We start from the raw sequence: 24,694 nt of genomic DNA on the forward strand, positions 1-24,694 counted from the left end.
TTTTTTCAGCCAAAGGAATAAAGTATCTCGCGATTCCAACAGGAGGAACCATGAGTAAATATCAGCATACCAAAGGGCAGATTCGCGACAATGCGATTGAAGCACTGTTACATGACCCACTATTCCGGCAGCGCATTGAACAGAAGCAAAAAGGGAAGGGGAGTTTTAAGCGCAAAGATAAACATGTTAAGGGACAGAACTGGGAGGCCAGTGATAAGACAGCATCTTATCACTGGCCTTCTGCTTTCAGAGCGAAAAAAAACCGCCCGGCAGGCGGCTTATTTTTTAAACCCGGGTATTTTGCTGCTTCAGCAAATCACGAATTTCTGTCAGCAGGACTTCTTCATTAGAGGGCTTGGCAGCCGGCTTCTCGACTTCTTTTTTAGTATAGAGACGGTTCATCAGTTTGATCGCCATGAAAATGGCAAAAGCGATGATTACGAAGTCGAAGATGGTCTGCAGAAACACACCGTACTGCATCACAACGGCAGGCGTGTCACCGACCGCAGGCTTAAGCACCCAGCTAAACGATTTGAAGTCGACACCACCAATCAGCAGACCCAACGGCGGCATAATAATGTTGGCGACTAATGATGACACGATCTTGCCAAACGCGGCGCCGATGATCACACCCACCGCCAGATCCACCACGTTACCGCGCATTGCAAAATCACGAAACTCTTTGAATAAACTCATACTTATCTCCTTGCCCTGGCCAATGCCCTAAAGTCTAACAAACCCTGCTGTTTTTGCCATCATCCCATGGAATTATGCGGCAGTTTCCCGCTGGGTTAATTCATCAATGATTACGCTGCCGTTACAGGAAAAACGGACTCGGCTGGAACAGGCGCTCCACATCTGAAACAAACTTCTTGTCGGTCAGGAACATGATGACATGATCGCCTTGCTCAATGCGCAGGTTGTCGTTGGCAATCATCACATCATCGCCGCGTACTACGGCACCAATGATGGTGCCAGGCGGCAATTTGATGTCATCAATTGAGCGGCCGACCACGCGTGAGGTGGTTTCGTCACCGTGTGCAATCGCCTCGATCGCTTCGGCGATGCCCCGTCGTAGTGAAGAGACGCCAACGATATCAGCTTTACGCACGTGGCCCAGCAAGGCTGAAATAGTGGCCTGCTGTGGCGAAATCGCAATATCGATCACGCTGCCCTGCACCAGGTCGACATAGGCGCGGCGCTGAATCAGCACCATCACTTTTTTGGCCCCCATCTTTTTCGCCAGCATGGCGGACATGATGTTGGCCTCATCGTCATTAGTGACGGCAATGAACAGATCAACCTGCTCAACATGTTCTTCAGCCAGCAGCTCCTGATCTGACGCATCACCATAAAAGACGATGGTGTCCTGCAGATGCTCCGCCAGTTCTGCGGCGCGCTGTGGATTACGTTCAATCAGCTTAACGCTGTAATTTTTCTCCAGCCGCTGCGCCAGACCAAAACCAATATTGCCGCCGCCCACCAGCATGATGCGTTTGTACGGCTTCTCCAGTCGCTGCATTTCACTCATCACCGCTCGAATATTCTGGCTGGCGGCGATGAAAAACACTTCGTCGCCCGCTTCAACAATGGTGGAGCCTTGCGGACGAATAGGCCGATCCTGACGAAAAATGGCGGCTACACGCGTATCGATGTGCGGCATGTGCTCACGCATAATTGAGAGCGGATTACCAACCAGCGGCCCGCCATAATAGGCTTTGACCACCGCCAGGCTGACTTTGCCTTCAGCAAAATTCACGACCTGTAACGCACCAGGATACTGGATCAGACGGTAAATATTATCGATCACTAATTGTTCGGGTGAAATCAAATGATCGATAGGGACCGCCTCAGGAATAAACAGTTTATCCGCATCGCGCAGATAGTCTGCGGCGCGGATCCGGGCGATACGGTTAGGCGTATTGAAAAGTGAGTAGGCGATCTGGCAGGCGATCATGTTGGTTTCATCGGAATTGGTCACGGCGACCAGCATGTCGGCATCTTCCGCGCCCGCCTCACGCAATATCCGCGGATGCGAACCATGACCCTGCACCACGCGCAGGTCGAACTTATCCTGCAGATGACGTAAGCGCGATGCGTCGGTATCGACCACGGTGATATCGTTGTTTTCACCGACCAGGTTTTCTGCCAGCGTCCCGCCGACCTGTCCTGCACCCAGAATGATTATTTTCATCGCTCATCAACGCTCATATCAATTAGCATCCGGTTTTTTTAACAGCTTAGCGTAGAAGAAACCATCTCCGCCTTCAGCCTCAGGAAAGACCTGCCAGCCACTGGCCGGCGCATCCTGCAGCGGTTGTGCTTCAGCATCGGACTGACGCTGCAAAAAGGCTTCAATTTGCTGATGATTCTCTTCCGGCAGGATCGAACAGGTGGCGTATAGCAGGGTGCCGCCAGGTTTGAGAAGTGGCCAGACCGCATCCAGAATTTCGCTTTGCAGCTTCGCCAGTTCAGCGATGTCGCGATCGCGACGCAGCCACTTAATATCCGGATGACGACGAACGACGCCGGTTGCCGAGCAGGGTGCATCCAGCAGAATACGATCAAACTGGCGTTCGCCGCACCACTGTTGTGGGGTGCGTCCATCGCCCTGCTTCACTTCAGCTTTCATACCCAGACGCTGAAGATTTTCATTCACGCGTTTAAGGCGCTGCGCATCCACATCGACTGCCAGTACCTGAGCCTTGGGAGCCACTTCCAGAATGTGGGTTGTTTTGCCGCCAGGCGCAGCGCACAGATCAAGAATCTGCTCGCCATCCTGCGGCTCCAGCAGTAACGCGCAACGCTGGGCTGATAAATCCTGAACGGTCACCCAGCCCTGGTCGAAGCCGGGTAACTGGCTGACCGGCGCGGGTGATTCAAGACGCAGCGCATCCGGTGCATCTGCGGCGGGATGCGCATGTTTACCGCTGTCGGTCAGCATTGCCAGCCATCCGTCACGGTGGTGATGCTGACGGTTGACGCGCAACCACATCGGTGGACGAAGGTTGTTTGCTTCTACGATCTGCTGCCACTGTTCCGGCCAGGCATGCTGTAACCGCTTTAACAGCCAGCCCGGATGAAGATAACGTTGCGGACCATCCTGAATACTGGCAAGCAACTCTTCTCTCTGACGCTGATACTGACGCAAAACACCGTTCAGCAATCCTTTCAGGCTGGTACGTTTCAGAACCTCAGCACCGGCAACCGTTTCAGCCAGCGCCGCGTGAGCAGGAACGCGGGTATATTCCAGCTGATAGAGGCCGACCATTATCAGATAGTGCAAAACACGCTGTTTACCAGTAAGCGGACGTTCCATCAGCTTACCGATTAAGGCTTCAAGCTGTGGCAGCGTACGTAACACGCCAAAGCAAATCTCCTGCACTAAGGCGCTGTCTTTGTCGGAGAGTTTTTTCTGCGCCGCCGGTAGCGCCGTATTAAGCGATTCGCCCTTATCGACAACGCGTTCAATGAGCTGAGCGCAGAGGCTACGCAGGTTGGTTGATTTATTCATAGGGTTTTGTCATCAAACAAAAAGCCCGGTGCATGACCGGGCCAGAGAGTCAGTCCAGAAGGGTTCCAGCTTCAAACCATTCCCGGCGCGAGTTGAGAAGATCCTGAGCCGACATCGGTTTTTTACCGGCGGGCTGTAACTGCAACAGATTAAGCACACCCTGAGCGGTAGCCACCTGGATGCCATGCTTATCAGCTCGGATGATTTCACCGGGCTGATGATCGCTGTGGGGCAATACGCTGGCCTGCCAGACTTTAACCGGCTGGTCATCAACCGTGAAGAAGCTCATCGGCCAGGGGTTAAATGCCCGGATACAGCGTTCGAGCTGTTCGGCCGGCAGCGTCCAGTCCAGACGTGCCTCTTCTTTACTCAGCTTCTCAGCGTAATTAGCGAGTGAATCATCCTGCTTTTCGGGCACAGCCTGCTGGCTGGCGAGTAAGCTCAGCGTATCAAGCAAGCCCTGCGGTCCGAGTTGCGCCAGCTTGTCGTACAGTGTCGCGCTGGTATCCTGAGCGGTGATCGGGCAGGTCAGTTTATGCAGCATATCACCGGTATCTAAGCCCACATCCATCTGCATGATGGTGATACCGGTTTCGCTGTCACCAGCCCAGAGCGCACGCTGAATCGGCGCTGCGCCACGCCAGCGCGGCAGCAGGGAACCATGCACATTGATACAGCCGAGACGCGGCATATCGAGCACCGCTTTCGGTAAAATCAGCCCGTATGCCACTACAACCATCACATCGGCCTGTAAATCGGCGACCAGCTGTTGGTTCTCTTCAGGTCGCAATGACCGGGGTTGATAAACCGGAATATCATGCGCCAGCGCCAGCGTTTTAACCGGGCCGGGCGTTAACTTGTTACCGCGACCTGCGGGTCGGTCGGGCTGCGTGAATACGCCAACTACCTGATGCTCAGAAGCAAGCAGCGCGTCAAGATGACGCGCTGCAAAGTCAGGTGTGCCAGCAAAGATAATTTTTAGCGGGGCAGACACGTTTATCCCTTCTTAGATGCTCAGGAAGCCTGCGCGTTCTGGCGCGCCAGCTTCTCTAACTTTGTTTTGATTCGCTGGCGTTTTAATGGCGACAGATAATCAATAAACAGTTTGCCCTCCAGATGATCGATCTCATGCTGGATGCAAATGGCCAGCAGATCGCTGGCTTCCAGTTCAAAACTGTTGCCGTCACGATCCAGCGCACGAACTTTTACCCGTTCCGCACGCGGCACAAAGGCACGCTGTTCAGGGATAGAGAGACAACCCTCTTCGATACCGGTTTCGCCGCTTTTTTCCAGCAGTTCAGGGTTGATCAATACCAAACGCTCTTCACGACTTTCAGAAACATCGATAACGATGATGCGCTGATGGATGTCCACCTGAGTAGCGGCCAGACCGATACCTTCTTCGGCGTACATGGTCTCGAACATATCATCAACGATACGCTGAACGTCTGCGTTAACTTCTTTGACGGGCGCAGCGATTTTGCGAAGGCGCTCGTCAGGGAAATGTAATACCTGCAAAACTGACATAAATATCCAGATCTGTATTCGGTTAAGAAAAGATTACTACCTCATATTGTAGACTTTTTGAGGGCTGATTGACAGCATTCTGCGGCAGGAAGCAAGCGGGATCAGGGAGCCAGAGATGGACAAAATAGCACGCTACGTACGGCTGGCCGCGGTCAGCGGAATGACCGGCAGACGCTGGGTTGAGATGGCCCATCAACTGGGCGCTGCGGGTGACGATCTGATGCTGGCCGGACTGGATGCCGCGCAACGCCAGCAGTACCAGGCGCTGCCCGAAAAGCAGGTAGATGAGATCCGACACTGGCTGGCAAGCAGTCACCATCACCATCTGCTCACCGCTCTGGATGCCGGTTATCCTGTCCGGTTAATGGAAACCGCACGCTTTCCGCCGTTGCTGTATGTCCAGGGTGATCCTGTGGTACTGAATAATCCTCAGCTTGCCGTGGTGGGCAGTCGTAATGGGTCGCACTATGGTCGTTACTGGTGCGACTGGTTTGCCCAGCAGCTGGCGCTGAGTGGTCTTACCATTACCAGCGGCCTGGCTCGCGGTATTGACGGTGTGGCACATCAGGCGGCCCTTAACGTTGGTGGCAAAACGATGGCGGTGTTAGGCAGTGGTCTTCAGCACCTCTATCCGAAGAGTCACCTGCGGCTGGCCGGCGAGATTGTTGAGCAGGGCGGCGCGCTTATCTCAGAGTTTCCGCTGACCACCATTCCCCATCCACACAATTTTCCGCGCCGTAATCGTATCATTAGCGGTTTAAGCCTCGGCGTGCTGGTGGTTGAAGCGTCGCTGAAGAGCGGCTCACTGGTTACCGCCCGTTATGCACTGGAACAGAACCGCAATGTCTACGCACTGCCGGGCGCATTGGGCAATCCGTTGAGTGAGGGGGTTAACTGGCTGATTCAGCAGGGTGCGCTGCTGGTGGCTCATCCGAATAACATCCTGGAAGATCTGGCGAGCGCGCTGAACTGGTTGCCGGTTACACAATCAGACCAAATTTATTCTGATGTCAGTGACGTTGCTCCATTGCCATTTGCTGATGTGTTGGCTAACGTAGGTGATGATGTTACACCTGTTGACGTTGTCGCTGAACGTGCCGGCCAACCTGTGCCAGTTATCTCAGCTCAGTTGCTGGAACTGGAGTTAGCAGGATGGATCGCAGCTGTACCCGGCGGCTATGTCCGATTGAGGAGGGCATGCCATGTTCGACGTACTCATGTACTTGTTTGAGACATATATCCACAACGAAGCAGAAATGGGTGTTGATCAGGACAGATTGACAGATGACTTGACGGATGCCGGGTTTCATCGTGAAGATATTTACAGCGCGTTGAACTGGTTAGAAAGGTTGGCCGACTATCAGGAAGGGCTGGTTGCGCCAATTTTGCTGGCAAATGATCCGCTCTCTATGCGCATCTATACCGATGAAGAGAGCAACCGTTTAGATGCTGAAAGCCGTGGTTTCCTGCTTTTCCTGGAACAAATTCAGGTGCTGAGTCTGGAAACGCGCGAAATGGTCATCGAACGCGTCATGGCGCTGGATACCCCTGAGTTTGACTTAGAGGATCTCAAATGGGTGGTGCTGATGGTGTTGTTTAACATCCCTGGATGTGAAAATGCTTATCAGCAAATGGAAGAACTGCTATTCGACGTCAATGAAGGTATGCTCCATTAAATTTCCTTTCATGCATTCATCGTTATGAGTAAAGCTGCACTCTTCACCGTGCGTAAACAGGATCCCTGCCCCGCTTGCGGGGCAGAACTGGTTATACGCTCCGGTAAACACGGCCCTTTTTTGGGCTGCGCGAACTACCCTGCATGTGACTATATCCGGCCCCTGAAGAGTCAGGCGGACGGACACGTAGTCAAAGTGCTGGAAGGTCATGCCTGTCCGGACTGCGGTGCGGATAAAGTATTGCGGCAGGGGCGCTTTGGCATGTTTATCGGCTGCAGCCACTACCCGGAATGCGGTTACACCGAAACCATCGATAAACCGGATGAAACCACGCTGGCGTGCCCGCAATGCCAGCAAGGTAAGCTGGTCCAGCGACGTTCACGCTACGGCAAAACTTTTCATTCCTGCGATCGCTATCCGGCTTGCCAGTTTGCGGTGAACCTGACGCCCGTGGCTGGCGCCTGCCCCTATTGCCAGTTTCCGCTATTAGTAGAAAAGAAGACGGCGCAGGGCGTTAAACGCTTTTGTGCCAGTAAGAGTTGTGGCAAAGCCATCGCTGAAGAGAACTAAGACATTATGGATAATCAACATCTCGCCGGCTCACTTGAGCATTGTGTAGGTCAACTAAACCGCCAGGCCGTTATCGCCTATCCGACTGAAGCGGTGTTTGGGCTGGGCTGCGATCCAGACAGCGAGTCTGCCGTTATGGCATTGCTGGCGCTGAAACAGCGTCCGGTCGAAAAAGGGCTGATCCTGATTGCTGCTGATTATTCGCAGCTCGAACCCTATATCTCCGATCGCGAACTTTCGGTGATTCAGCGTGAACGGATGTTCGCCTGCTGGCCGGGCCCGGTGACCTTTGTGGTGCCGGTTCCACCGCAGACGCCACGCTGGTTAACCGGGCAATTTGATTCTCTGGCTATTCGCGTCAGCGATCATCCCGATGTGCAGGCGCTTTGCCGCGCGTTTGGTAAACCGCTGGTTTCAACCAGTGCCAATCTTTCAGGCCAGCCTCCGTGCCGCACGGTCGAAGAGGTTAAGCGCCAGTTTGGGGATGATTTTCCGGTCTTATCGGGTAAAACCGGTGGACGGCAGAATCCCTCAGAAATCCGCGATGTCATCAGCGGCGAACTCATACGTCAGGGCTAACTCATGGACCAATTCGCCGTTTTCGGTAATCCCATCAACCACAGCAAATCACCGTTAATTCATCGGGCTTTTGCCGAACAGACGGGGATAGAGCACCGTTATGGGCGGATCTGCGCGCCACTGGAGGGATTTCCGCAGGCGCTGACTGCATTTTTTGAACAGGGAGGGCAAGGCGCGAATGTCACTCTCCCTTTCAAGCAGCAGGCGTGGGAGCTTGCCGATCAGCTCAGCGATCGTGCTGCCCGTTCGGGTGCAGTGAATACCGTGAAGAAACTCAGCGACGGTCAGATCTTTGGTGATAATACCGATGGCATTGGCTTACTGAGCGATCTTCAGCGGCTGGCGATGATCAAACCCGGTGATAATGTATTGCTGGTGGGGGCAGGCGGGGCAGCCCGCGGCGTGATCCTGCCGCTACTGTCAGCCGGGGTCACGATTACCATCGTCAACCGTACCGCTGCCCGGGCCGAAGAGCTGGCAGAGCTGTTCCGGCAAAGCGGCGCAATTGCTACATGTGGCTTTGAGCAGCTGGCAGGCAAAACCTTTGATCTGGTGATCAATGCAACGTCGAGCGGCGTAGACGGCAAAACGCCGCCTCTGCCTGTGACACTTATTCATTCTGAACTGCGCTGTTATGACATGTTCTACCAACGCGGGCTGACGCCTTTCCTGCAGTGGTGCCAGACGCAGGGTGCACGCCATCTGGCGGATGGATTAGGTATGCTGGTGGGCCAGGCGGCGCATGCCTTTCATCTATGGCATGGCGTGATGCCAGAAATTACCCCGGTGATTGCGCAGTTGAAGCAGGCCATGCAGTCATGAATCAGGCAATCCAGTTTCCCGATGATGAGCATTATGACGCAGCACAACAGGCCATCTGTTTTCCGGTGCTGGTTAACGGCATGCGGCTGACCTGTGCCATCGGCCTTGAGGCATTAAGATCCCGCTTTGGTGAGGGAGAAGCGATGGCGCTGTTTCAGCACCATCGCTGGGATTTGGAAGAGGAAGCCGAAGCGGCTATCCGTCAGGACGAGATCGATACTCAGGGCTGGGTCTGGTTGTCTGCGCCAAGGTAATCATTTTTCCAGCTGACATAGTTGCTGGCCGAGTAGCGTAACCCTTCTTTTTCCTGCTCATTGAGCGGGCGGACTTGCCTGACCGGACTGCCGAGGTATAGATAGCCGCTCTCCAGTCGTTTACCCGGCGGCACCAGACTTCCGGCACCAATCATCACCTCTTCTTCTACTATTACACCATCCAGCAGGATTGACCCCATGCCGATCAGTACACGATCGCCAATGGTGCAGCCGTGCAGCATCGCTTTATGTCCTACCGTGACTTCCTGGCCAATAATAAGCGGAAAGCCTTGCGGGTTGGACGCCGACTTATGGGTAACGTGCAGTACGCTGCCATCCTGAATATTGCTACGGGCACCAATGCGAACCTGGTTCACGTCGCCGCGAATCGCGACCAGCGGCCAGATACTGACATCATCTTCCATAATGACGTCACCGACGACGACACTACTTGGATCGACCATAACGCGCTGGCCGGTTTGCGGGAAGAGATGTTTATACGGGCGAAGGGGGGAAGTCATCATGTTCTCCTTTATGCTGAATTCATTGCAGCCTGATGCGATTTCAGGCAGCTGACAAGCCTATTCTGGCTTGGATCGCTGGCGATCTCACCAATCTGGATTATTTATAACCACTCAGAAAAAAGATCCAAAAAAAGGGTTGTGCTATGAAGCGGGATCCCTATAATGCGCCTCCATCGACACGGAACACCGGCTTACCGGCCGCCGGGTTGAGAGGCACAGGAGACTGCGCCGCCGGAGAAAAGCTTCTGAAAAAGAGGTTGACTCTGAGGGAGGAAAGCGTAATATACGCCTCCTCGCGACAGGACGCTAACGCACTGTTCGCACTGCTCTTTAACAATTTATCAGACAATCTGTGTGGGCACTCGCAGGATTGATATCAGCGTCTCCGGACGTAAAAAATATCAAGTCTCACGAGTGAACACATAATGAAATTCATTATGACGTTTTACAGATGAGCACCGCTTAACGTGTTTAAGCAAATCAAACTTAAATTGAAGAGTTTGATCATGGCTCAGATTGAACGCTGGCGGCAGGCCTAACACATGCAAGTCGGACGGTAGCACAGAGAGCTTGCTCTTGGGTGACGAGTGGCGGACGGGTGAGTAATGTCTGGGGATCTGCCCGATAGAGGGGGATAACCACTGGAAACGGTGGCTAATACCGCATAACGTCGCAAGACCAAAGAGGGGGACCTTCGGGCCTCTCACTATCGGATGAACCCAGATGGGATTAGCTAGTAGGCGGGGTAATGGCCCACCTAGGCGACGATCCCTAGCTGGTCTGAGAGGATGACCAGCCACACTGGAACTGAGACACGGTCCAGACTCCTACGGGAGGCAGCAGTGGGGAATATTGCACAATGGGCGCAAGCCTGATGCAGCCATGCCGCGTGTATGAAGAAGGCCTTCGGGTTGTAAAGTACTTTCAGCGGGGAGGAAGGCGATGTGGTTAATAACCGCGTCGATTGACGTTACCCGCAGAAGAAGCACCGGCTAACTCCGTGCCAGCAGCCGCGGTAATACGGAGGGTGCAAGCGTTAATCGGAATTACTGGGCGTAAAGCGCACGCAGGCGGTCTGTTAAGTCAGATGTGAAATCCCCGGGCTTAACCTGGGAACTGCATTTGAAACTGGCAGGCTTGAGTCTCGTAGAGGGGGGTAGAATTCCAGGTGTAGCGGTGAAATGCGTAGAGATCTGGAGGAATACCGGTGGCGAAGGCGGCCCCCTGGACGAAGACTGACGCTCAGGTGCGAAAGCGTGGGGAGCAAACAGGATTAGATACCCTGGTAGTCCACGCCGTAAACGATGTCGACTTGGAGGTTGTTCCCTTGAGGAGTGGCTTCCGGAGCTAACGCGTTAAGTCGACCGCCTGGGGAGTACGGCCGCAAGGTTAAAACTCAAATGAATTGACGGGGGCCCGCACAAGCGGTGGAGCATGTGGTTTAATTCGATGCAACGCGAAGAACCTTACCTACTCTTGACATCCAGCGAACTTGGCAGAGATGCCTTGGTGCCTTCGGGAACGCTGAGACAGGTGCTGCATGGCTGTCGTCAGCTCGTGTTGTGAAATGTTGGGTTAAGTCCCGCAACGAGCGCAACCCTTATCCTTTGTTGCCAGCGATTCGGTCGGGAACTCAAAGGAGACTGCCGGTGATAAACCGGAGGAAGGTGGGGATGACGTCAAGTCATCATGGCCCTTACGAGTAGGGCTACACACGTGCTACAATGGCGCATACAAAGAGAAGCGACCTCGCGAGAGCAAGCGGACCTCACAAAGTGCGTCGTAGTCCGGATCGGAGTCTGCAACTCGACTCCGTGAAGTCGGAATCGCTAGTAATCGTGGATCAGAATGCCACGGTGAATACGTTCCCGGGCCTTGTACACACCGCCCGTCACACCATGGGAGTGGGTTGCAAAAGAAGTAGGTAGCTTAACCTTCGGGAGGGCGCTTACCACTTTGTGATTCATGACTGGGGTGAAGTCGTAACAAGGTAACCGTAGGGGAACCTGCGGTTGGATCACCTCCTTACCTGAAGATACCTTCCGGCGCAGTGTCCACACAGATTGTCTGATAAAAAGTAACGAGCAGAAAAAACCTCTACAGGCTTGTAGCTCAGGTGGTTAGAGCGCACCCCTGATAAGGGTGAGGTCGGTGGTTCAAGTCCACTCAGGCCTACCAAATTCGTACTCATGCTGCGTTATGTTTCCGGCTCGCATAGTTCACTATGCTGCGCGAAAACATGCCTTGCCTGAGCACGAATTGCATTTCTTACGGAATGTACTCGGTTGAGTGGTAGTAGTGGTCTCTGCAGTAACTGTATGGGGCTATAGCTCAGCTGGGAGAGCGCCTGCCTTGCACGCAGGAGGTCAGCGGTTCGATCCCGCTTAGCTCCACCATACCGTTTAACTGTTTTTTCTGAAAAATACTTCAGAGCGTACCGGCAACGGTGTGCTGCGAAGTATTATGCTCTTTAACAATCCGGAACAAGCTGAAAATTGAAACGACATGTCGTTTTCATTCTCCGTAATAAGAATGAAAGCCACGACATGTTCGAGTCTCTCAAATGCTTGCAACACGCAGCGCTGAAAAACGCCTGTGGGTTGTGAGGTTAAGCGACTAAGCGTACACGGTGGATGCCCTGGCAGTCAGAGGCGATGAAGGACGTGCTAATCTGCGTAAAGCGACGGTAAGGTGATATGAACCGCTACAGCCGTCGATGTCCGAATGGGGAAACCCGGTGCACTCAGTGCATCATTGCAGCATGAATACATAGTGCTGCAAGGCGAACCGGGGGAACTGAAACATCTAAGTACCCCGAGGAAAAGAAATCAACCGAGATTCCCCCAGTAGCGGCGAGCGAACGGGGAGCAGCCCAGAGCCTGAATCAGCTTGTGTGTTAGTGGAAGCGTCTGGAAAGTCGCAGGGTACAGGGTGATACTCCCGTACACAAAAACACACATTCTGTGAGCTCGATGAGTAAGGCGGGACACGTGGTATCCTGTCTGAATATGGGGGGACCATCCTCCAAGGCTAAATACTCCTGACTGACCGATAGTGAACCAGTACCGTGAGGGAAAGGCGAAAAGAACCCCGGCGAGGGGAGTGAAACAGAACCTGAAACCGTGTACGTACAAGCAGTGGGAGCCTTCTTTATGGGGGTGACTGCGTACCTTTTGTATAATGGGTCAGCGACTTATATTCTGTAGCAAGGTTAACCGTATAGGGGAGCCGCAGGGAAACCGAGTCTTAACTGGGCGTTAAGTTGCAGGGTATAGACCCGAAACCCGGTGATCTAGCCATGGGCAGGTTGAAGGTTGGGTAACACTAACTGGAGGACCGAACCGACTAATGTTGAAAAATTAGCGGATGACCTGTGGCTGGGGGTGAAAGGCCAATCAAACCGGGAGATAGCTGGTTCTCCCCGAAAGCTATTTAGGTAGCGCCTCGTGAACTCATCTTCGGGGGTAGAGCACTGTTTCGGCTAGGGGGCCATCCCGGCTTACCAACCCGATGCAAACTGCGAATACCGAAGAATGTTATCACGGGAGACACACGGCGGGTGCTAACGTCCGTCGTGAAGAGGGAAACAACCCAGACCGCCAGCTAAGGTCCCAAAGTCATGGTTAAGTGGGAAACGATGTGGGAAGGCACAGACAGCCAGGATGTTGGCTTAGAAGCAGCCATCATTTAAAGAAAGCGTAATAGCTCACTGGTCGAGTCGGCCTGCGCGGAAGATGTAACGGGGCTAAACCATGCACCGAAGCTGCGGCAGCGACACTATGTGTTGTTGGGTAGGGGAGCGTTCTGTAAGCCGTCGAAGGTGTGCTGTGAGGCATGCTGGAGGTATCAGAAGTGCGAATGCTGACATAAGTAACGATAAAGCGGGTGAAAAGCCCGCTCGCCGGAAGACCAAGGGTTCCTGTTCAACGTTAATCGGAGCAGGGTGAGTCGACCCCTAAGGCGAGGCCGAAAGGCGTAGTCGATGGGAAACAGGTTAATATTCCTGTACTTGGTGTTACTGCGAAGGGGGGACGGAGAAGGCTATATCAGCCGGGCGACGGTTGTCCCGGTTTAAGCGTGTAGGTGTGTGTTCCAGGCAAATCCGGTTCACTTTACACTGAGGCGTGACGACGAGGCACTACGGTGCTGAAGTGATAAATGCCCTGCTTCCAGGAAAAGCCTCTAAGCATCAGGTAACACAAAATCGTACCCCAAACCGACACAGGTGGTCAGGTAGAGAATACCAAGGCGCTTGAGAGAACTCGGGTGAAGGAACTAGGCAAAATGGTGCCGTAACTTCGGGAGAAGGCACGCTGGCGCGTAGGTGGAGGGACTTGCTCCCCGAGCCGAAGCCAGTCGAAGATACCAGCTGGCTGCAACTGTTTATTAAAAACACAGCACTGTGCAAACACGAAAGTGGACGTATACGGTGTGACGCCTGCCCGGTGCCGGAAGGTTAATTGATGGGGTTATCCGTAAGGAGAAGCTCTTGATCGAAGCCCCGGTAAACGGCGGCCGTAACTATAACGGTCCTAAGGTAGCGAAATTCCTTGTCGGGTAAGTTCCGACCTGCACGAATGGCGTAATGATGGCCAGGCTGTCTCCACCCGAGACTCAGTGAAATTGAACTCGCTGTGAAGATGCAGTGTACCCGCGGCAAGACGGAAAGACCCCGTGAACCTTTACTACAGCTTGACACTGAACATTGAGCCTTGATGTGTAGGATAGGTGGGAGGCTTTGAAGCGCGGACGCCAGTCCGCGTGGAGCCAACCTTGAAATACCACCCTTTAATGTTTGATGTTCTAACGTGGCCCCGTTATCCGGGGTGCGGACAGTGTCTGGTGGGTAGTTTGACTGGGGCGGTCTCCTCCTAAAGCGTAACGGAGGAGCACGAAGGTCAGCTAATCACGGTCGGACATCGTGAGGTTAGTGCAATGGCATAAGCTGGCTTGACTGCGAGAGTGACGGCTCGAGCAGGTGCGAAAGCAGGTCATAGTGATCCGGTGGTTCTGAATGGAAGGGCCATCGCTCAACGGATAAAAGGTACTCCGGGGATAACAGGCTGATACCGCCCAAGAGTTCATATCGACGGCGGTGTTTGGCACCTCGATGTCGGCTCATCACATCCTGGGGCTGAAGTAGGTCCCAAGGGTACGGCTGTTCGCCGTTTAAAGTGGTACGCGAGCTGGGTTTAGAACGTCGTGAGACAGTTCGGTCCCTATCTGCCGTGGGCGCTGGAGAATTGAGGGGGGTTGCTCCTAGTACGAGAGGACCGGAGTGAACGCACCACTGGTGTTCGGGTTGTCATGCCAATGGCATTGCCCGGTAGCTAAGTGCGGAAAAGATAAGTGCTGAAAGCATCTAAGCACGAAACTTGCCCCGAGATGAGTTCTCCCTGACCCTTTAAGGGTCCTGAAGGGACGTTGAAGACGACGACGTTGATAGGCCGGATGTGTAAGCGCAGCGATGCGTTGAGCTAACCGGTACTAATGACCCGTGAGGCTTAACCTTACAACGCCAGAGGCGTTTTTGAGAGACACAATTTTCAGCCTGTACCGGATAAAAATTAGCGGAAACGAAAGATTTTGCGGCGTGACAAGGCGCAGAGCGAGGACGTCAGCGGGAGCATACTGAAGTATGTGACCGGTGTGGCCGAGCGATGGCAACGCGGTCACGGCGTAAAAGATTCGTTTCGTGCACCAAGATTTGCCTGGCGGCTGTAGCGCGGTGGTCCCACCTGACCCCATGCCGAACTCAGAAGTGAAACGCCGTAGCGCCGATGGTAGTGTGGGGTCTCCCCATGCGAGAGTAGGGAACTGCCAGGCATCAAATTTAGTGTGCTGATATGGCTCAGTTGGTAGAGCGCACCCTTGGTAAGGGTGAGGTCCCCAGTTCGACTCTGGGTATCAGCACCAGTTAAGACATGAGTTCGGTAAATAAAGAATTTGCCTGGCGGCTGTAGCGCGGTGGTCCCACCTGACCCCATGCCGAACTCAGAAGTGAAACGCCGTAGCGCCGATGGTAGTGTGGGGTCTCCCCATGCGAGAGTAGGGAACTGCCAGGCATCAAATAAGAGAAAGCCCTTCGCGTATGCGAAGGGCTTTTTTCGTTGTGGCAACCGCCAGAATTCCTCCTCTTTCCCCGCTGCTAACCACCGCATTCAGCAAGAGCCTGTTTTGCCGGCAATAAAAAACCCGGCACCAAGCCGGGTGATAAGAGCTTGCACGCTAAATCAGTGAATCACCTGCGACAGGAAGGCACGGGTACGTTCTGATTTAGGATGAGCGAAGAACTCCTGCGGTGGCGCTACTTCAACGATCTCACCCCGATCCATAAAGATCACCCGGTCGGCAACGGTGCGGGCAAAGCCCATTTCGTGAGTAACGCACAGCATGGTCATACCATCTTCAGCCAGGCCGATCATGGTATCCAGCACTTCCTTCACCATCTCAGGATCGAGCGCTGACGTCGGTTCATCGAACAGCATAATTTTTGGCTTCATGCAGAGCGATCGGGCAATGGCTACACGCTGCTGCTGACCACCGGAGAGCTGGCCAGGAAACTTGTGCGCATGCTCGGCAATACGCACTCGCTGCAGATAATGCATCGCCAGCTCATCGGCCTCTTTCTTCGGGATCTTTCTGACCCAGGAAGGGGCCAGCGTACAGTTCTGTAACACGGTCAGATGCGGAAACAGATTAAAGTGCTGGAAGACCATGCCTACTTCGGTACGAACCCGCTCAATGTTGCGCACATCATCATTCAGATGAATACCATCGACGACAATGCGTCCCTGCTGATGCTCTTCAAGATGGTTTATGCAGCGAATAGTGGTCGATTTACCGGAGCCCGATGGGCCACACAGCACGATGCGCTCGCGGGGTTTAACCTGCAGGTTGATGTCTTTCAGTACGTGAAACTGCCCGTACCATTTATTCACGTTCTCAAGCGAAATCATCAACGCGTCGGAAGAGTGTGTCATAGAGTGTGTCATGTAAAACCTCAGTGCGATTTACGCCCGGTGTGAAAGCGCTTTTCCAGATACTGGCTGTAGCGCGACATGCTAAAACAGAAAATCCAATAGACCAGCGCGGCAAAGACATAACCTTCGGTCGACATGCCCAGCCACGTCGGATCGACGGTAGCCTGCTGGACGCTGCTGAACAGATCGAACAGGCCGATGATGATCACCAGGCTGGTATCTTTAAATAGCGCAATGATGGTATTCACCAGACCCGGGATGGTCATCTTGAGGGCCTGCGGCAGAATTACCAGCATCTGCGTCTTCCAGTAGCCCAGCGCCAGTGACTCGGCGGCCTCATACTGACCTTTCGGCAGCGCCTGCAAGCCACCCCGCACCACTTCAGCGACATAGGCGGACTGGAATAAAATCACCCCAACCAGCGCACGTACCAGTTTGTCGATGGTGGTGCCTTCAGCCATAAACAGCGGCAGCATCACCGATGACATAAACAGCACGGTGATCAGGGGAACGCCGCGCCAGAACTCGATGAAGATAATCGACAGCGTACGCACCACCGGCATCTTTGAACGACGTCCCAGCGCCAGTAAAATCCCCAGCGGCAGGGCGCCGGCAATCCCGACCGAAGCGATAATTAGCGTCAGGGTTAATCCACCCCACTGACGGGTTTCGACCCGATCCAGTCCCAGATAACCGCCATACAGCAGCAACCAGACAATCACCGGATAAACGACCACCCAGAGCGCGATGTAGCGTCCACGATACGGCAGGCTTTTAATAAACATCGGAACGATCGACAGCAGCCCAATCACCAGCGCCAGGTTAATTCGCCAGCGCAGTTCATGCGGATAGAGTCCATACATGAACTGACCGAAACGGGCATGGATAAACACCCAACAGGCACCTTCTTTGGTGCAGTCGGCTCGGGTAGTACCGAACCAGTTAGCCTGAAAGATCAGCCAGTTCAGCGCAGGCGGAATCACGTGCCAGATGACCCAGATGCAAAACAGCGTGAGCAGGGAATTAAACCAGCTGGAGAATAAATTCTTACGCGCCCAACGCCAGGCGCGACTCGCCAGATTCGTCGGGACGGGGGGCGTTTCATGTGTAGTAACAGACATAGTCATCCCGTTCTCTTAACGCTCAACCAGCGCGATTTTGCGGTTGTAGAGGTTCATTAGCAGTGAAATCAGCAGGCTGATAATCAGATAAACGCCCATGGTGATAGCAATGGTCTCAATCGCCTGTCCGGTCTGATTGAGTACCGACCCGGCAAACAGCGACACCATATCGGGATACCCGATGGCGGCAGCCAGTGAGGAGTTTTTCACGATGTTCAGATACTGGCTGGTCAGCGGAGGAATGATCACACGCATCGCCTGCGGGATAATCACCTGTCGCAAGGTCACCGGATTAGGCAGGCCCAGCGATCGGGCGGCCTCATGCTGCCCGTACGGCACCGACTGAATTCCTGAGCGAATCACCTCAGCAATAAATGACGAGGTATAGATCGACAAGGCCAGGGTCAGCGCCGCCAGCTCAGGAATCATCACCGAGCCTCCGCGGAAGTTAAAACCGCGTAGCTGTGGCACGTCCCAGTGGGTCGCCGCGCCAAAACCAAGATGCGCAATCAGCGGGAACAGAATCAGCATCGCGATAGCCGCCGGCCACGAGCGACGCAGCTGGCCGGTTTTCAACTGATGCTTACGGTTAAAGCGGTACAGCCCATAGCTGGCGGCTATCGCCAGCAGCAGCGCGATCACAAACGGCCAGCTACCGGGCGCATAGGTTGGCCACGGGACGTATAAGCCACGATTGCTGACATATGCCAGGTCAAAGGCATTCAGTGCCTGACGCGGGCCCGGCAGATTGCGTAACACCGCAAAGTACCAGAAGAAGATCTGCAGCAGCGGCGGAATATTACGGAAGGTTTCGATATAGATATTCGAGAGTTTCCGCAGCAGCCAGTTGTCGGAAAGGCGCGCCAGACCAATAGCGAAACCGAGAATAGAAGCAAAAACGATACAGAGCGCAGAGACCAGCAGGGTGTTGGTTAATCCGACCATAAACACGCGGGCGTAGGTATCTCCCTCGGTGTAATCAATCAAATGCTGAACGATACCGAAACCGGCAGTGCGCTCAAGAAATCCAAACCCGGAGGTGATACCGCGGTTAGCCAGGTTAATAATGGTGTTATGAACCAGATAACCCACCACACCAAGCACCGCGACTATCGCTATTAACTGATAAAGCCAGGCGCGAACCGTGGGATTACCGAATGAAAAATCCCTTTTCACGGTTGGGCGTTGTGACATGTTGAAACCTCAGTAACGAAAGCTGGGGTAGGGCACCGCAGAATACGGTGCCCGATTGGCGAGGGAGACTTAACGTACTGGCGGTGCGTATTGAATGCCGCCCTGGTTCCACAACGCATTCTGACCGCGAGCGATCTTCAGGGCGCTGTCTTTACCGACGTTACGATCAAAGCTTTCCTGATAGTTGCCCACTTGCTTGATGATGTTGTAGGCCCACTTATTGTCCAGCTTCAGATCCTTACCAAAATCACCTTCAGCACCCAGCAGGTGTGCCATATCTGGCGTGGTTGGTTTGGCGGTCATCTGATCAACATTTTTCGATGAAATGCCCATCTCTTCAGCGTTCAGCATGGCGTAGAGCGACCATTTAACGATGGTGAACCAGTCATCATCACCGCGACGGACTACCGGGCCCAGCGGCTCTTTTGAGATCACTTCCGGCAGCACGATAAATTCATCAGGTTTGCCCAGTTTAATGCGTAACGCATAGAGCTGAGACTGGTCAGAGGCCAGCGTATCGCAGCGACCGCTGTCCAGCGCCTTGGCGGACTCGTCAGAGCGGTCAAAAGTCACCGGCGTGTACTGCATCTTATTGGCTTTGAAGAAGTCAGCCACGTTCAGTTCGGTATCGGTACCTGCCTGAATACAGACGGTGGCACCGTCCAGCTCTTTAGCACTTTTCAGCCCGGCTTTCTGGTGAGTCAGGAAGCCAATGCCGTCGTAATAGTTGACGCCCGCAAACAGGAAACCCATGCCGCCATCACGTGAGGAGGTCCAGGTGGTATTGCGCGACAGGATGTCGACTTCGCCGGATTGCAGCGCAGTGAAACGCTCTTTGGCTGTCAGCGGGGTATATTTCACTTTGGTCGCATCGCCAAACACGGCTGCGGCCGCCGCGCGGCAGACGTCAACGTCGATACCGGTAAATTTGCCGCTGGCATCTGCATAGGAGAAGCCAGGTAAGCCATCACTGATACCGCATTGGACAAAGCCTTTCTTCTTTATCGCATCCAGCGTCGTGCCGGCGTGAGCCTGCTGAGCAACGGCCAACAGCGAGGCCGCAGCAACCAGCGTAGAGAGCATCATCTTTTTCATAAAGCATCCTGTGTGGAGGAGAATCATGTTGTTATGTTTGCGCACTTTAATGTGCGTTTTTCCTGTCTGTGGCGGTCAGCCATTCACGACTCTGCAAAGCTGATGCCAGGTTTGCAGAAGCCTGAATTCTCATGAAAGTACGGTTAATAATCGGAAGTGATTTGAAAGTTCCGCTAATATCGCGCACCAAAAGGAAGCAATGCGAGTCGACCCGATCACATTTAGTGCAATTAGTTTCACTATATGGAAGCAATGTGAGCCATCGCTCAGGCGGAAATGTACGTAGAAGAGGCTTTGCTTTGAAAGGTGTACAGGATCACAGAAGCCAGTGCTGGCCGGGAATAGCTGGCAGGCAGACGCGGCGGGCCGGAGGCGTCAGAAGAGAAGGTTAAGAAAGCGAGGCAGTGAAATATCACGTCAGCGATTGCAACTATAGTTACCATATTGACGATAACTGTTTCACTCGTTTTCCCGACGCTTTGTGGAACAGCGCACAAATAAAAACGCCAGCCCGAAGGCTGGCGTAATTAACAGACAGAACCAGAATCAGTTCATGCCGTATTTTTTCAATTTCTTACGCAGCGTACCGCGGTTGATACCCATCATCAGGGCAGCACGGGTCTGGTTGCCACGGGTATACTGCATCACCATGTCCAACAGAGGCTGCTCGACTTCAGCCAAAACCAGCTCATACAGGTCACTGACATCCTGACCGTTCAGTTGAGCAAAATAGTTCTTCAGTGCCTGTTTAACCGAATCACGCAAAGGTTTTTGAGTTACCTGATCCTGTGAGTTAACGGTAGAAACGGTCAGTACGTCAGAATTTACGCGTTGTTCGAACATAGTTCTTTCAGCTCTTTATTTCGTTACGCAAGATTTTCGAAGTATGCCTCCAACGCCTCCAGCTGTTCGCTGGCATCCTCAATGGCGTTGAATGTGCGCCGAAACTGGTCATTCGGGGCGTGCTCCTGCAGATACCAGGAGACGTGCTTTCGCGCTATACGGTATCCCTTGCCTGAACCGTAAAAGTCGTGCAGCTCACGTATATGCGAAACAAGCAAGCGCTTGACCTCTGCCATTGGCAGCGGGGCAAGCAGCTCCCCAGTGTCCAGATAATGCTGGATTTCCCGGAAGATCCACGGTCTTCCCTGAGCAGCGCGTCCTATCATCAGAGCATCGGCCCCTGTATAGTCGAGCACCGCTCTGGCTTTATGCGGGTCAGTTATGTCTCCATTCGCGATAATCGGAATAGAAACACTCTGCTTAACTGTCCGAATGCTGTCATATTCAGCTTCCCCGTTGAACAGGCAGGCACGAGTGCGGCCATGTATCGTCAGAGCCTGAATACCACAGCGTTCAGCCAATTGGGCAATCGCGACACAGTTCCTGTTTTCAGGATCCCAGCCAGTACGAATTTTCAGTGTTACCGGCACATCCACTGCATTGACCACTGCGGAGAGGATTGACTCCACCACGGCGGGATATTGCAGCAAGGCTGAACCCGCCATTTTGCGGTTAACCTTCTTGGCAGGGCAGCCCATATTAATGTCGATAACCTGTGCACCGGCCTCAACATTAATCCGTGCAGCTTGCGCCATTTCGCTGGGATCGCAACCGGCGATTTGCACGGCGCGAATGCCTGGCTCATCGCTGTGCACCATACGTAAACGAGATTTGTCGCTGGCCCAGACTTCCGGGTTCGAAGACAACATCTCAGAGACCGCCATGCCTGCACCCATTTCATGACACAGCGTCCTGAATGGCCTGTCGGTAATCCCGGCCATCGGTGCTGCAATCAGTCGATTTCTCAGCTGGAGGTTTCCAATACGCATGAAGTCAGAATGGCCATACTGTGTCTGCAAGGCGGCGTATATTACGCATTTTTTCCGGAAGATGAAAGGCCAAACTTTGAACAATTGGCAAGAAAGATCAATGAAATCCGGGTCATTACCACTCGACTTACAAATTAAGCTTAAATATCATTGGATTAGAGATTTATGCTGAAATTGTGAGCAAACGTTTTTCCGAAAAAGCAGATGCGTTAGCCAGATAATAAACGTCACATGCCGTGATTAACGATACAAGCAACCATTGAGAATGCAGAAAGCCCGCAACTTACGCTACGGGCTGGCTGAATATGCTGTTAAGCCCTTTCAGCATTGACCTGAAGAGCGTTCAGGCGACGACCGCACTTCGCGGATTCAGGCTTTCACACCGGTAATCCGGCACCACTCTTCTTTGACGGCCACCGGGTCAAGCGCGAACTGCGCTGCATAGGCTTCACAGACGCCCTCCGCCTGACTCTCCAGTACACCAGAAAGTCCCAGATGGCCACCTGGCTTCGGCAGTACGCTAATCAGCGGTGCCAGCTCGCGTAACGGGCCTGCCAGGATATTGGCGACCACCACATCCGCCTGCAGGTTTTCCGGCTGCTGGTGGGGCAGGTAGAGCGACAGACGATCGGAGACGCCATTGCGCTCAGCGTTATCGCGGCTGGCCTGGATCGCCTGTGGATCGATATCGATACCAATCGCCTGCGCCGCACCGAGCTTCAGCGCAGCTATCGCCAGGATCCCGGAGCCACAGCCAAAGTCGATCACCGTTTTACCGGTCAGATCCAGCCCATCCAGCCAGGTCAGGCACAGCGACGTGGTCGGATGCGTGCCGGTGCCGAACGCCAGGCCCGGATCGAGCATCACGTTCACCGCCTCTGGATCCGGCACATCGCGCCAGCTTGGACAGATCCACAGCCGCTCGCCAAAACGCATCGGGTGAAAGTTTTCCATCCACTCGCGTTCCCAGTCTTTATCCTCGATCTGTTCGATCTTGTGCCGGAAATCGGCACCTAACAGCGGATGTTGCGCCAGTTCAGCGACGATGGCCGCCATATCGCTTTCTGCATCGAACAGGCCAATAACGTCGGTATCGCCCCACAGGCGGGTTTCACCCGGCAGCGGCTCATAGACCGGGTTGTCATGCGTATCCTGAAAAGTGACCGAAACAGCACCGGTCTCCATCAGCACATCGCTCAGCGTTTCAGCGTGCTCACCCGAGCTGTTTATCTTGATTTGAATCCACGGCATAACGTCTCTCTTACATTCAGTGTTGCGGCGCGTCGGCAGTTTGCGGCGCGCGTCCAAACAGGTTGCCGACTAAAAATGCCAGCAGGCTTAAAAGCAGGGAAGGCACAATCGGGTGAAATCCCATGATTTGCAGGTTAAGGCTCGCCAGAAACGCGTAACAGCCGCCGCCGGAGACCATGCCGGTAATCGCGCCCGCAGCATTGGCGCGTTCCCAGTAAAGGCCCAGCACCAGTGGCCAGAGGAAGACTGCTTCCAGGCCACCAAACGCCAGCAGATTGAGCCAGATAATCATATCGGGCGGATTCCAGGCGGCGATCAGCAACAGGATGCCGAGCGCAAAGGTAATGGCACCAGACAACAGTCGCAGCCGCGGCTCATTTTCCATCTGCTGCGGTGCCACGCGCAGATAGAGATCTTTAATCAGCGTAGCGGATGCCTGCAACAACTGGGCATTGATGGTCGACATAATCGCCGCCATTGGCGCCGCCAGAAACAGCCCGGCCGCCAGCGGCGGAAGCACGGTAATCATTAACGTCGGGATCACCCGGTCCGGCACCGTCAGATCGGGCAGTATGGCCCGGCCCAGCGCACCCGCCAGATGCATACCCAGCATCAGGACCACCACCACGATGGTGCCCAGAATGATCGCCCGATGCACCGCCTTGCTGTCTTTATAGGAGATGCAGCGCACAGCAGTATGGGGCAGGCCAATTACGCCAAAGCAGACCAGCACGATAAACGAACTCAGAAAGGTCGGGGTAATGATCTCGCCTGGTCCCTGCGGCGACAGCAACTGCGGATCAATAGCGTGCAGCTTTTGCACTGCGGTGCCCAGTCCGCCTGCCTGATGGATCACGGCGAACAGCAGCAGGAACGTGCCGATCAGCATCACCACGCCCTGCATCGCGTCATTGAGCACGCTGGCACGGAAACCGCCAAAGGCGGTATAGAGCGCAATGGTGCCACCGAAAATCAGTAAGCCGGTGTCATACGGGATGCCCGCTGCCGTTTCCAGTAACCGCGCGCCGCCGATAAACTGCACCGTCATGGCCCCGATGAACGCGACCAGCAGGCTCAGGCTGGCCAGCCAGATCAGCAGCGGACTTTGATAACGCGCATAGAGCATGTCATTCAGCGTTACCGCATTGTGCTTACGCGCCAGAATAGCGAATTTCTTGCCCAGCACGCCGAGTGATAGCCAGACGGCAGGAACCTGAACCATCGCCAGCAAAACCCATCCCAGACCATATTTGTAGGCGGCACCGGGCCCGCCAATAAACGAGCTGGCGCTGATATAGGTGGTGGTGAGAGTCATGGCCAGAACGAACCCGCCCATGGAACGGCTGCCAAGGAAGTATTCGGTCAGAAAGTTGCCCTGACGCTGTTTACGGACCGCGAAGACGGACAGTCCGGCAATCAGCACCAGATAAATTAATAAAGGCAGGATAATTTCAAAATTCATTTTTATCCTCCAGCGACATGTCGCGGAAAATCACGCGGACCATCAGCCAGCATAAAAAAATGAACAGCAGGGGAGCAAACACGCAGGAAAGTTCGAACCAGCGCGGCAAGCCGGTGATCCCCGTTTCGCTCCCGCCCAGCCAGGCGGAAAGCCCCCAAACGGCCAGCCAGAGCAGGGTCAGATAGAGTGACCAGCGGGCCTCTTTATGCGCCTGTATAAAACGAGCATCCATGTTTCAACCTTAACGCCAGCGGCAAAAGAAAAAGGCCGGATTAACCGGCCTCAGACTA

At 54.0% G+C, this 24,694-nt stretch carries 22 protein-coding genes, 3 tRNA genes and 4 rRNA genes; 14 read left to right on the forward strand and 15 right to left on the reverse strand.

The window, feature by feature from the left end; translation table 11 throughout:
* The first annotated feature begins 50 nt into the window (after positions 1-50).
* Positions 51-350 carry an alternative ribosome-rescue factor A gene (locus tag ACLIBF_RS02260; protein ID WP_072051056.1) on the forward strand — a complete coding sequence of 100 codons (300 nt, stop codon included), beginning with the start codon at positions 51-53 and terminating at the stop codon, positions 348-350.
* On the opposite strand, the gene mscL is transcribed toward ACLIBF_RS02260, so the two are convergent.
* The 5 genes from mscL to def form a co-directional block, all read right to left on the reverse strand.
* Positions 286-696 carry a large-conductance mechanosensitive channel protein MscL gene (gene mscL / locus ACLIBF_RS02265; protein WP_031376667.1) on the reverse strand — a complete coding sequence of 137 codons (411 nt, stop codon included), beginning with the start codon at positions 694-696 and terminating at the stop codon, positions 286-288. The two genes, ACLIBF_RS02260 and mscL, sit on opposite strands and share 65 nt — an antisense overlap.
* Positions 697-817: 121 nt before the next feature.
* A complete protein-coding gene (gene trkA / locus ACLIBF_RS02270) occupies positions 818-2,194 on the reverse strand; it encodes a Trk system potassium transporter TrkA (RefSeq protein ID WP_031376666.1) in 1,377 nt (458 codons plus the stop codon).
* 18 nt (positions 2,195-2,212) lie between these two features.
* Complete coding sequence (rsmB, locus tag ACLIBF_RS02275) at positions 2,213-3,514, reverse strand: 16S rRNA (cytosine(967)-C(5))-methyltransferase RsmB (protein WP_279810851.1); 1,302 nt, start codon at positions 3,512-3,514, stop codon at positions 2,213-2,215.
* 49 nt (positions 3,515-3,563) lie between these two features.
* The gene (gene fmt, locus ACLIBF_RS02280; protein ID WP_069729814.1) at positions 3,564-4,508 is read right to left on the reverse strand and encodes a methionyl-tRNA formyltransferase; all 945 of its coding nucleotides are present in this window, start codon (positions 4,506-4,508) and stop codon (positions 3,564-3,566) included.
* A 20-nt stretch (positions 4,509-4,528) separates the two neighbouring features.
* On the reverse strand, positions 4,529-5,041 hold the full coding sequence (def, locus tag ACLIBF_RS02285; RefSeq protein WP_069729813.1) for a peptide deformylase: 513 nt from the start codon (positions 5,039-5,041) through the stop codon (positions 4,529-4,531).
* Positions 5,042-5,156: 115 nt separating this feature from the next.
* On the opposite strand from def, the gene dprA reads away from it, so the two are divergent.
* Genes dprA through ACLIBF_RS02315 form a run of 6 tightly spaced genes read left to right on the forward strand, consistent with a single transcriptional unit; the run spans position 5,157 to position 8,942 of the window.
* A complete protein-coding gene (gene dprA / locus ACLIBF_RS02290) occupies positions 5,157-6,272 on the forward strand; it encodes a DNA-protecting protein DprA (protein WP_069729812.1) in 1,116 nt (371 codons plus the stop codon).
* Positions 6,244-6,717 (forward strand): DUF494 family protein Smg, encoded by a 474-nt coding sequence (smg, locus tag ACLIBF_RS02295; protein ID WP_069729811.1) that lies wholly within the window; start codon positions 6,244-6,246, stop codon positions 6,715-6,717. Before dprA ends, smg begins: the two co-directional genes overlap by 29 nt.
* 24 nt (positions 6,718-6,741) lie before the next feature.
* On the forward strand, positions 6,742-7,287 hold the full coding sequence (locus ACLIBF_RS02300; protein WP_089562545.1) for a DNA topoisomerase family protein: 546 nt from the start codon (positions 6,742-6,744) through the stop codon (positions 7,285-7,287).
* Between the two features lie 6 nt (positions 7,288-7,293).
* Positions 7,294-7,866, forward strand: a complete 573-nt coding sequence (gene tsaC, locus ACLIBF_RS02305) for an L-threonylcarbamoyladenylate synthase type 1 TsaC (protein WP_046289655.1) — start codon at positions 7,294-7,296, stop codon at positions 7,864-7,866.
* Positions 7,867-7,869: 3 nt separating this feature from the next.
* A complete protein-coding gene (gene aroE, locus ACLIBF_RS02310; RefSeq protein WP_031377656.1) occupies positions 7,870-8,688 on the forward strand; it encodes a shikimate dehydrogenase in 819 nt (272 codons plus the stop codon).
* Positions 8,685-8,942: a DUF1488 family protein gene (locus tag ACLIBF_RS02315; protein WP_279810840.1), complete on the forward strand. Its 258-nt coding sequence runs from the start codon at positions 8,685-8,687 to the stop codon at positions 8,940-8,942. The genes aroE and ACLIBF_RS02315 overlap by 4 nt, the downstream gene beginning before the upstream one ends.
* On the opposite strand, the gene ACLIBF_RS02320 is transcribed toward ACLIBF_RS02315, so the two are convergent.
* Positions 8,909-9,463, reverse strand: a complete 555-nt coding sequence (locus ACLIBF_RS02320; RefSeq protein ID WP_031377658.1) for a gamma carbonic anhydrase family protein — start codon at positions 9,461-9,463, stop codon at positions 8,909-8,911. The genes ACLIBF_RS02315 and ACLIBF_RS02320 overlap by 34 nt on opposite strands.
* Before the next feature lie 491 nt (positions 9,464-9,954).
* On the opposite strand from ACLIBF_RS02320, the gene ACLIBF_RS02325 reads away from it, so the two are divergent.
* The 7 genes from ACLIBF_RS02325 to rrf (ACLIBF_RS02355) all read left to right on the forward strand — a co-directional run bounded on the left by ACLIBF_RS02325 (position 9,955) and on the right by rrf (ACLIBF_RS02355) (position 15,531).
* A 16S ribosomal RNA gene (locus ACLIBF_RS02325) occupies positions 9,955-11,494 on the forward strand.
* A gap of 73 nt (positions 11,495-11,567) precedes the next feature.
* A tRNA-Ile gene (locus tag ACLIBF_RS02330) sits at positions 11,568-11,644 on the forward strand.
* A gap of 142 nt (positions 11,645-11,786) precedes the next feature.
* A tRNA-Ala gene (locus ACLIBF_RS02335) sits at positions 11,787-11,862 on the forward strand.
* Positions 11,863-12,072: 210 nt separating this feature from the next.
* Positions 12,073-14,978, forward strand: a 23S ribosomal RNA gene (locus ACLIBF_RS02340).
* Between the two features lie 198 nt (positions 14,979-15,176).
* A 5S ribosomal RNA gene (gene rrf / locus ACLIBF_RS02345) occupies positions 15,177-15,292 on the forward strand.
* A 14-nt stretch (positions 15,293-15,306) separates the two neighbouring features.
* Positions 15,307-15,382 (forward strand) — tRNA-Thr (locus ACLIBF_RS02350).
* A 33-nt stretch (positions 15,383-15,415) separates the two neighbouring features.
* A 5S ribosomal RNA gene (gene rrf / locus ACLIBF_RS02355) occupies positions 15,416-15,531 on the forward strand.
* The 16S, 23S and 5S rRNA genes sit together here with 3 tRNA genes alongside, the layout of an rRNA operon.
* A gap of 168 nt (positions 15,532-15,699) precedes the next feature.
* On the opposite strand, the gene ACLIBF_RS02360 is transcribed toward rrf (ACLIBF_RS02355), so the two are convergent.
* The 9 genes from ACLIBF_RS02360 to ACLIBF_RS02400 all read right to left on the reverse strand — a co-directional run bounded on the left by ACLIBF_RS02360 (position 15,700) and on the right by ACLIBF_RS02400 (position 24,636).
* On the reverse strand, positions 15,700-16,461 hold the full coding sequence (locus tag ACLIBF_RS02360; protein ID WP_031375137.1) for an amino acid ABC transporter ATP-binding protein: 762 nt from the start codon (positions 16,459-16,461) through the stop codon (positions 15,700-15,702).
* 8 nt (positions 16,462-16,469) lie between these two features.
* Positions 16,470-17,570 carry an amino acid ABC transporter permease gene (locus ACLIBF_RS02365; RefSeq protein WP_069729018.1) on the reverse strand — a complete coding sequence of 367 codons (1,101 nt, stop codon included), beginning with the start codon at positions 17,568-17,570 and terminating at the stop codon, positions 16,470-16,472.
* A 15-nt stretch (positions 17,571-17,585) separates the two neighbouring features.
* A complete protein-coding gene (locus ACLIBF_RS02370) occupies positions 17,586-18,764 on the reverse strand; it encodes an amino acid ABC transporter permease (protein ID WP_069729019.1) in 1,179 nt (392 codons plus the stop codon).
* 69 nt (positions 18,765-18,833) lie between these two features.
* Positions 18,834-19,859 carry an amino acid ABC transporter substrate-binding protein gene (locus ACLIBF_RS02375; RefSeq protein WP_031375134.1) on the reverse strand — a complete coding sequence of 342 codons (1,026 nt, stop codon included), beginning with the start codon at positions 19,857-19,859 and terminating at the stop codon, positions 18,834-18,836.
* 546 nt (positions 19,860-20,405) lie between these two features.
* A complete protein-coding gene (gene fis, locus ACLIBF_RS02380) occupies positions 20,406-20,702 on the reverse strand; it encodes a DNA-binding transcriptional regulator Fis (RefSeq protein WP_003855228.1) in 297 nt (98 codons plus the stop codon).
* A gap of 23 nt (positions 20,703-20,725) precedes the next feature.
* Positions 20,726-21,691 carry a tRNA dihydrouridine synthase DusB gene (gene dusB, locus ACLIBF_RS02385; protein ID WP_031375133.1) on the reverse strand — a complete coding sequence of 322 codons (966 nt, stop codon included), beginning with the start codon at positions 21,689-21,691 and terminating at the stop codon, positions 20,726-20,728.
* A gap of 369 nt (positions 21,692-22,060) precedes the next feature.
* Positions 22,061-22,942: a 50S ribosomal protein L11 methyltransferase gene (gene prmA / locus ACLIBF_RS02390; protein ID WP_031375132.1), complete on the reverse strand. Its 882-nt coding sequence runs from the start codon at positions 22,940-22,942 to the stop codon at positions 22,061-22,063.
* Positions 22,943-22,958: 16 nt separating this feature from the next.
* Positions 22,959-24,404 (reverse strand): sodium/pantothenate symporter, encoded by a 1,446-nt coding sequence (gene panF / locus ACLIBF_RS02395; protein WP_069729021.1) that lies wholly within the window; start codon positions 24,402-24,404, stop codon positions 22,959-22,961.
* A complete protein-coding gene (locus ACLIBF_RS02400) occupies positions 24,394-24,636 on the reverse strand; it encodes a YhdT family protein (protein ID WP_069729022.1) in 243 nt (80 codons plus the stop codon). The genes panF and ACLIBF_RS02400 overlap by 11 nt, the downstream gene beginning before the upstream one ends.
* Between the last annotated feature and the right edge of the window lie 58 nt (positions 24,637-24,694).

This window comes from Pantoea sp. PGP6 (assembly GCF_053474785.1).

Bases quoted from the DNA above. Each gene is read 5' to 3' on its own strand.
- ACLIBF_RS02375 (WP_031375134.1), bottom strand. From the start codon at position 19,859: ATGAAAAAGATGATGCTCTCTACGCTGGTTGCTGCGGCCTCGCTGTTG.
- def (WP_069729813.1), bottom strand. From the start codon at position 5,041: ATGTCAGTTTTGCAGGTATTACATTTCCCTGACGAGCGCCTTCGCAAA.
- smg (WP_069729811.1), top strand. From the start codon at position 6,244: ATGTTCGACGTACTCATGTACTTGTTTGAGACATATATCCACAACGAA.
- ACLIBF_RS02360 (WP_031375137.1), bottom strand. From the start codon at position 16,461: ATGACACACTCTATGACACACTCTTCCGACGCGTTGATGATTTCGCTT.
- trkA (WP_031376666.1), bottom strand. From the start codon at position 2,194: ATGAAAATAATCATTCTGGGTGCAGGACAGGTCGGCGGGACGCTGGCA.
- dprA (WP_069729812.1), top strand. From the start codon at position 5,157: ATGGACAAAATAGCACGCTACGTACGGCTGGCCGCGGTCAGCGGAATG.
- dusB (WP_031375133.1), bottom strand. From the start codon at position 21,691: ATGCGTATTGGAAACCTCCAGCTGAGAAATCGACTGATTGCAGCACCG.
- tsaC (WP_046289655.1), top strand. From the start codon at position 7,294: ATGGATAATCAACATCTCGCCGGCTCACTTGAGCATTGTGTAGGTCAA.
- rsmB (WP_279810851.1), bottom strand. From the start codon at position 3,514: ATGAATAAATCAACCAACCTGCGTAGCCTCTGCGCTCAGCTCATTGAA.
- mscL (WP_031376667.1), bottom strand. From the start codon at position 696: ATGAGTTTATTCAAAGAGTTTCGTGATTTTGCAATGCGCGGTAACGTG.
- ACLIBF_RS02320 (WP_031377658.1), bottom strand. From the start codon at position 9,463: ATGACTTCCCCCCTTCGCCCGTATAAACATCTCTTCCCGCAAACCGGC.
- ACLIBF_RS02365 (WP_069729018.1), bottom strand. From the start codon at position 17,570: ATGTCTGTTACTACACATGAAACGCCCCCCGTCCCGACGAATCTGGCG.
- ACLIBF_RS02315 (WP_279810840.1), top strand. From the start codon at position 8,685: ATGAATCAGGCAATCCAGTTTCCCGATGATGAGCATTATGACGCAGCA.
- fis (WP_003855228.1), bottom strand. From the start codon at position 20,702: ATGTTCGAACAACGCGTAAATTCTGACGTACTGACCGTTTCTACCGTT.
- ACLIBF_RS02400 (WP_069729022.1), bottom strand. From the start codon at position 24,636: ATGGATGCTCGTTTTATACAGGCGCATAAAGAGGCCCGCTGGTCACTC.
- prmA (WP_031375132.1), bottom strand. From the start codon at position 22,942: ATGCCGTGGATTCAAATCAAGATAAACAGCTCGGGTGAGCACGCTGAA.
- ACLIBF_RS02260 (WP_072051056.1), top strand. From the start codon at position 51: ATGAGTAAATATCAGCATACCAAAGGGCAGATTCGCGACAATGCGATT.
- ACLIBF_RS02300 (WP_089562545.1), top strand. From the start codon at position 6,742: ATGAGTAAAGCTGCACTCTTCACCGTGCGTAAACAGGATCCCTGCCCC.
- ACLIBF_RS02370 (WP_069729019.1), bottom strand. From the start codon at position 18,764: ATGTCACAACGCCCAACCGTGAAAAGGGATTTTTCATTCGGTAATCCC.
- panF (WP_069729021.1), bottom strand. From the start codon at position 24,404: ATGAATTTTGAAATTATCCTGCCTTTATTAATTTATCTGGTGCTGATT.
- aroE (WP_031377656.1), top strand. From the start codon at position 7,870: ATGGACCAATTCGCCGTTTTCGGTAATCCCATCAACCACAGCAAATCA.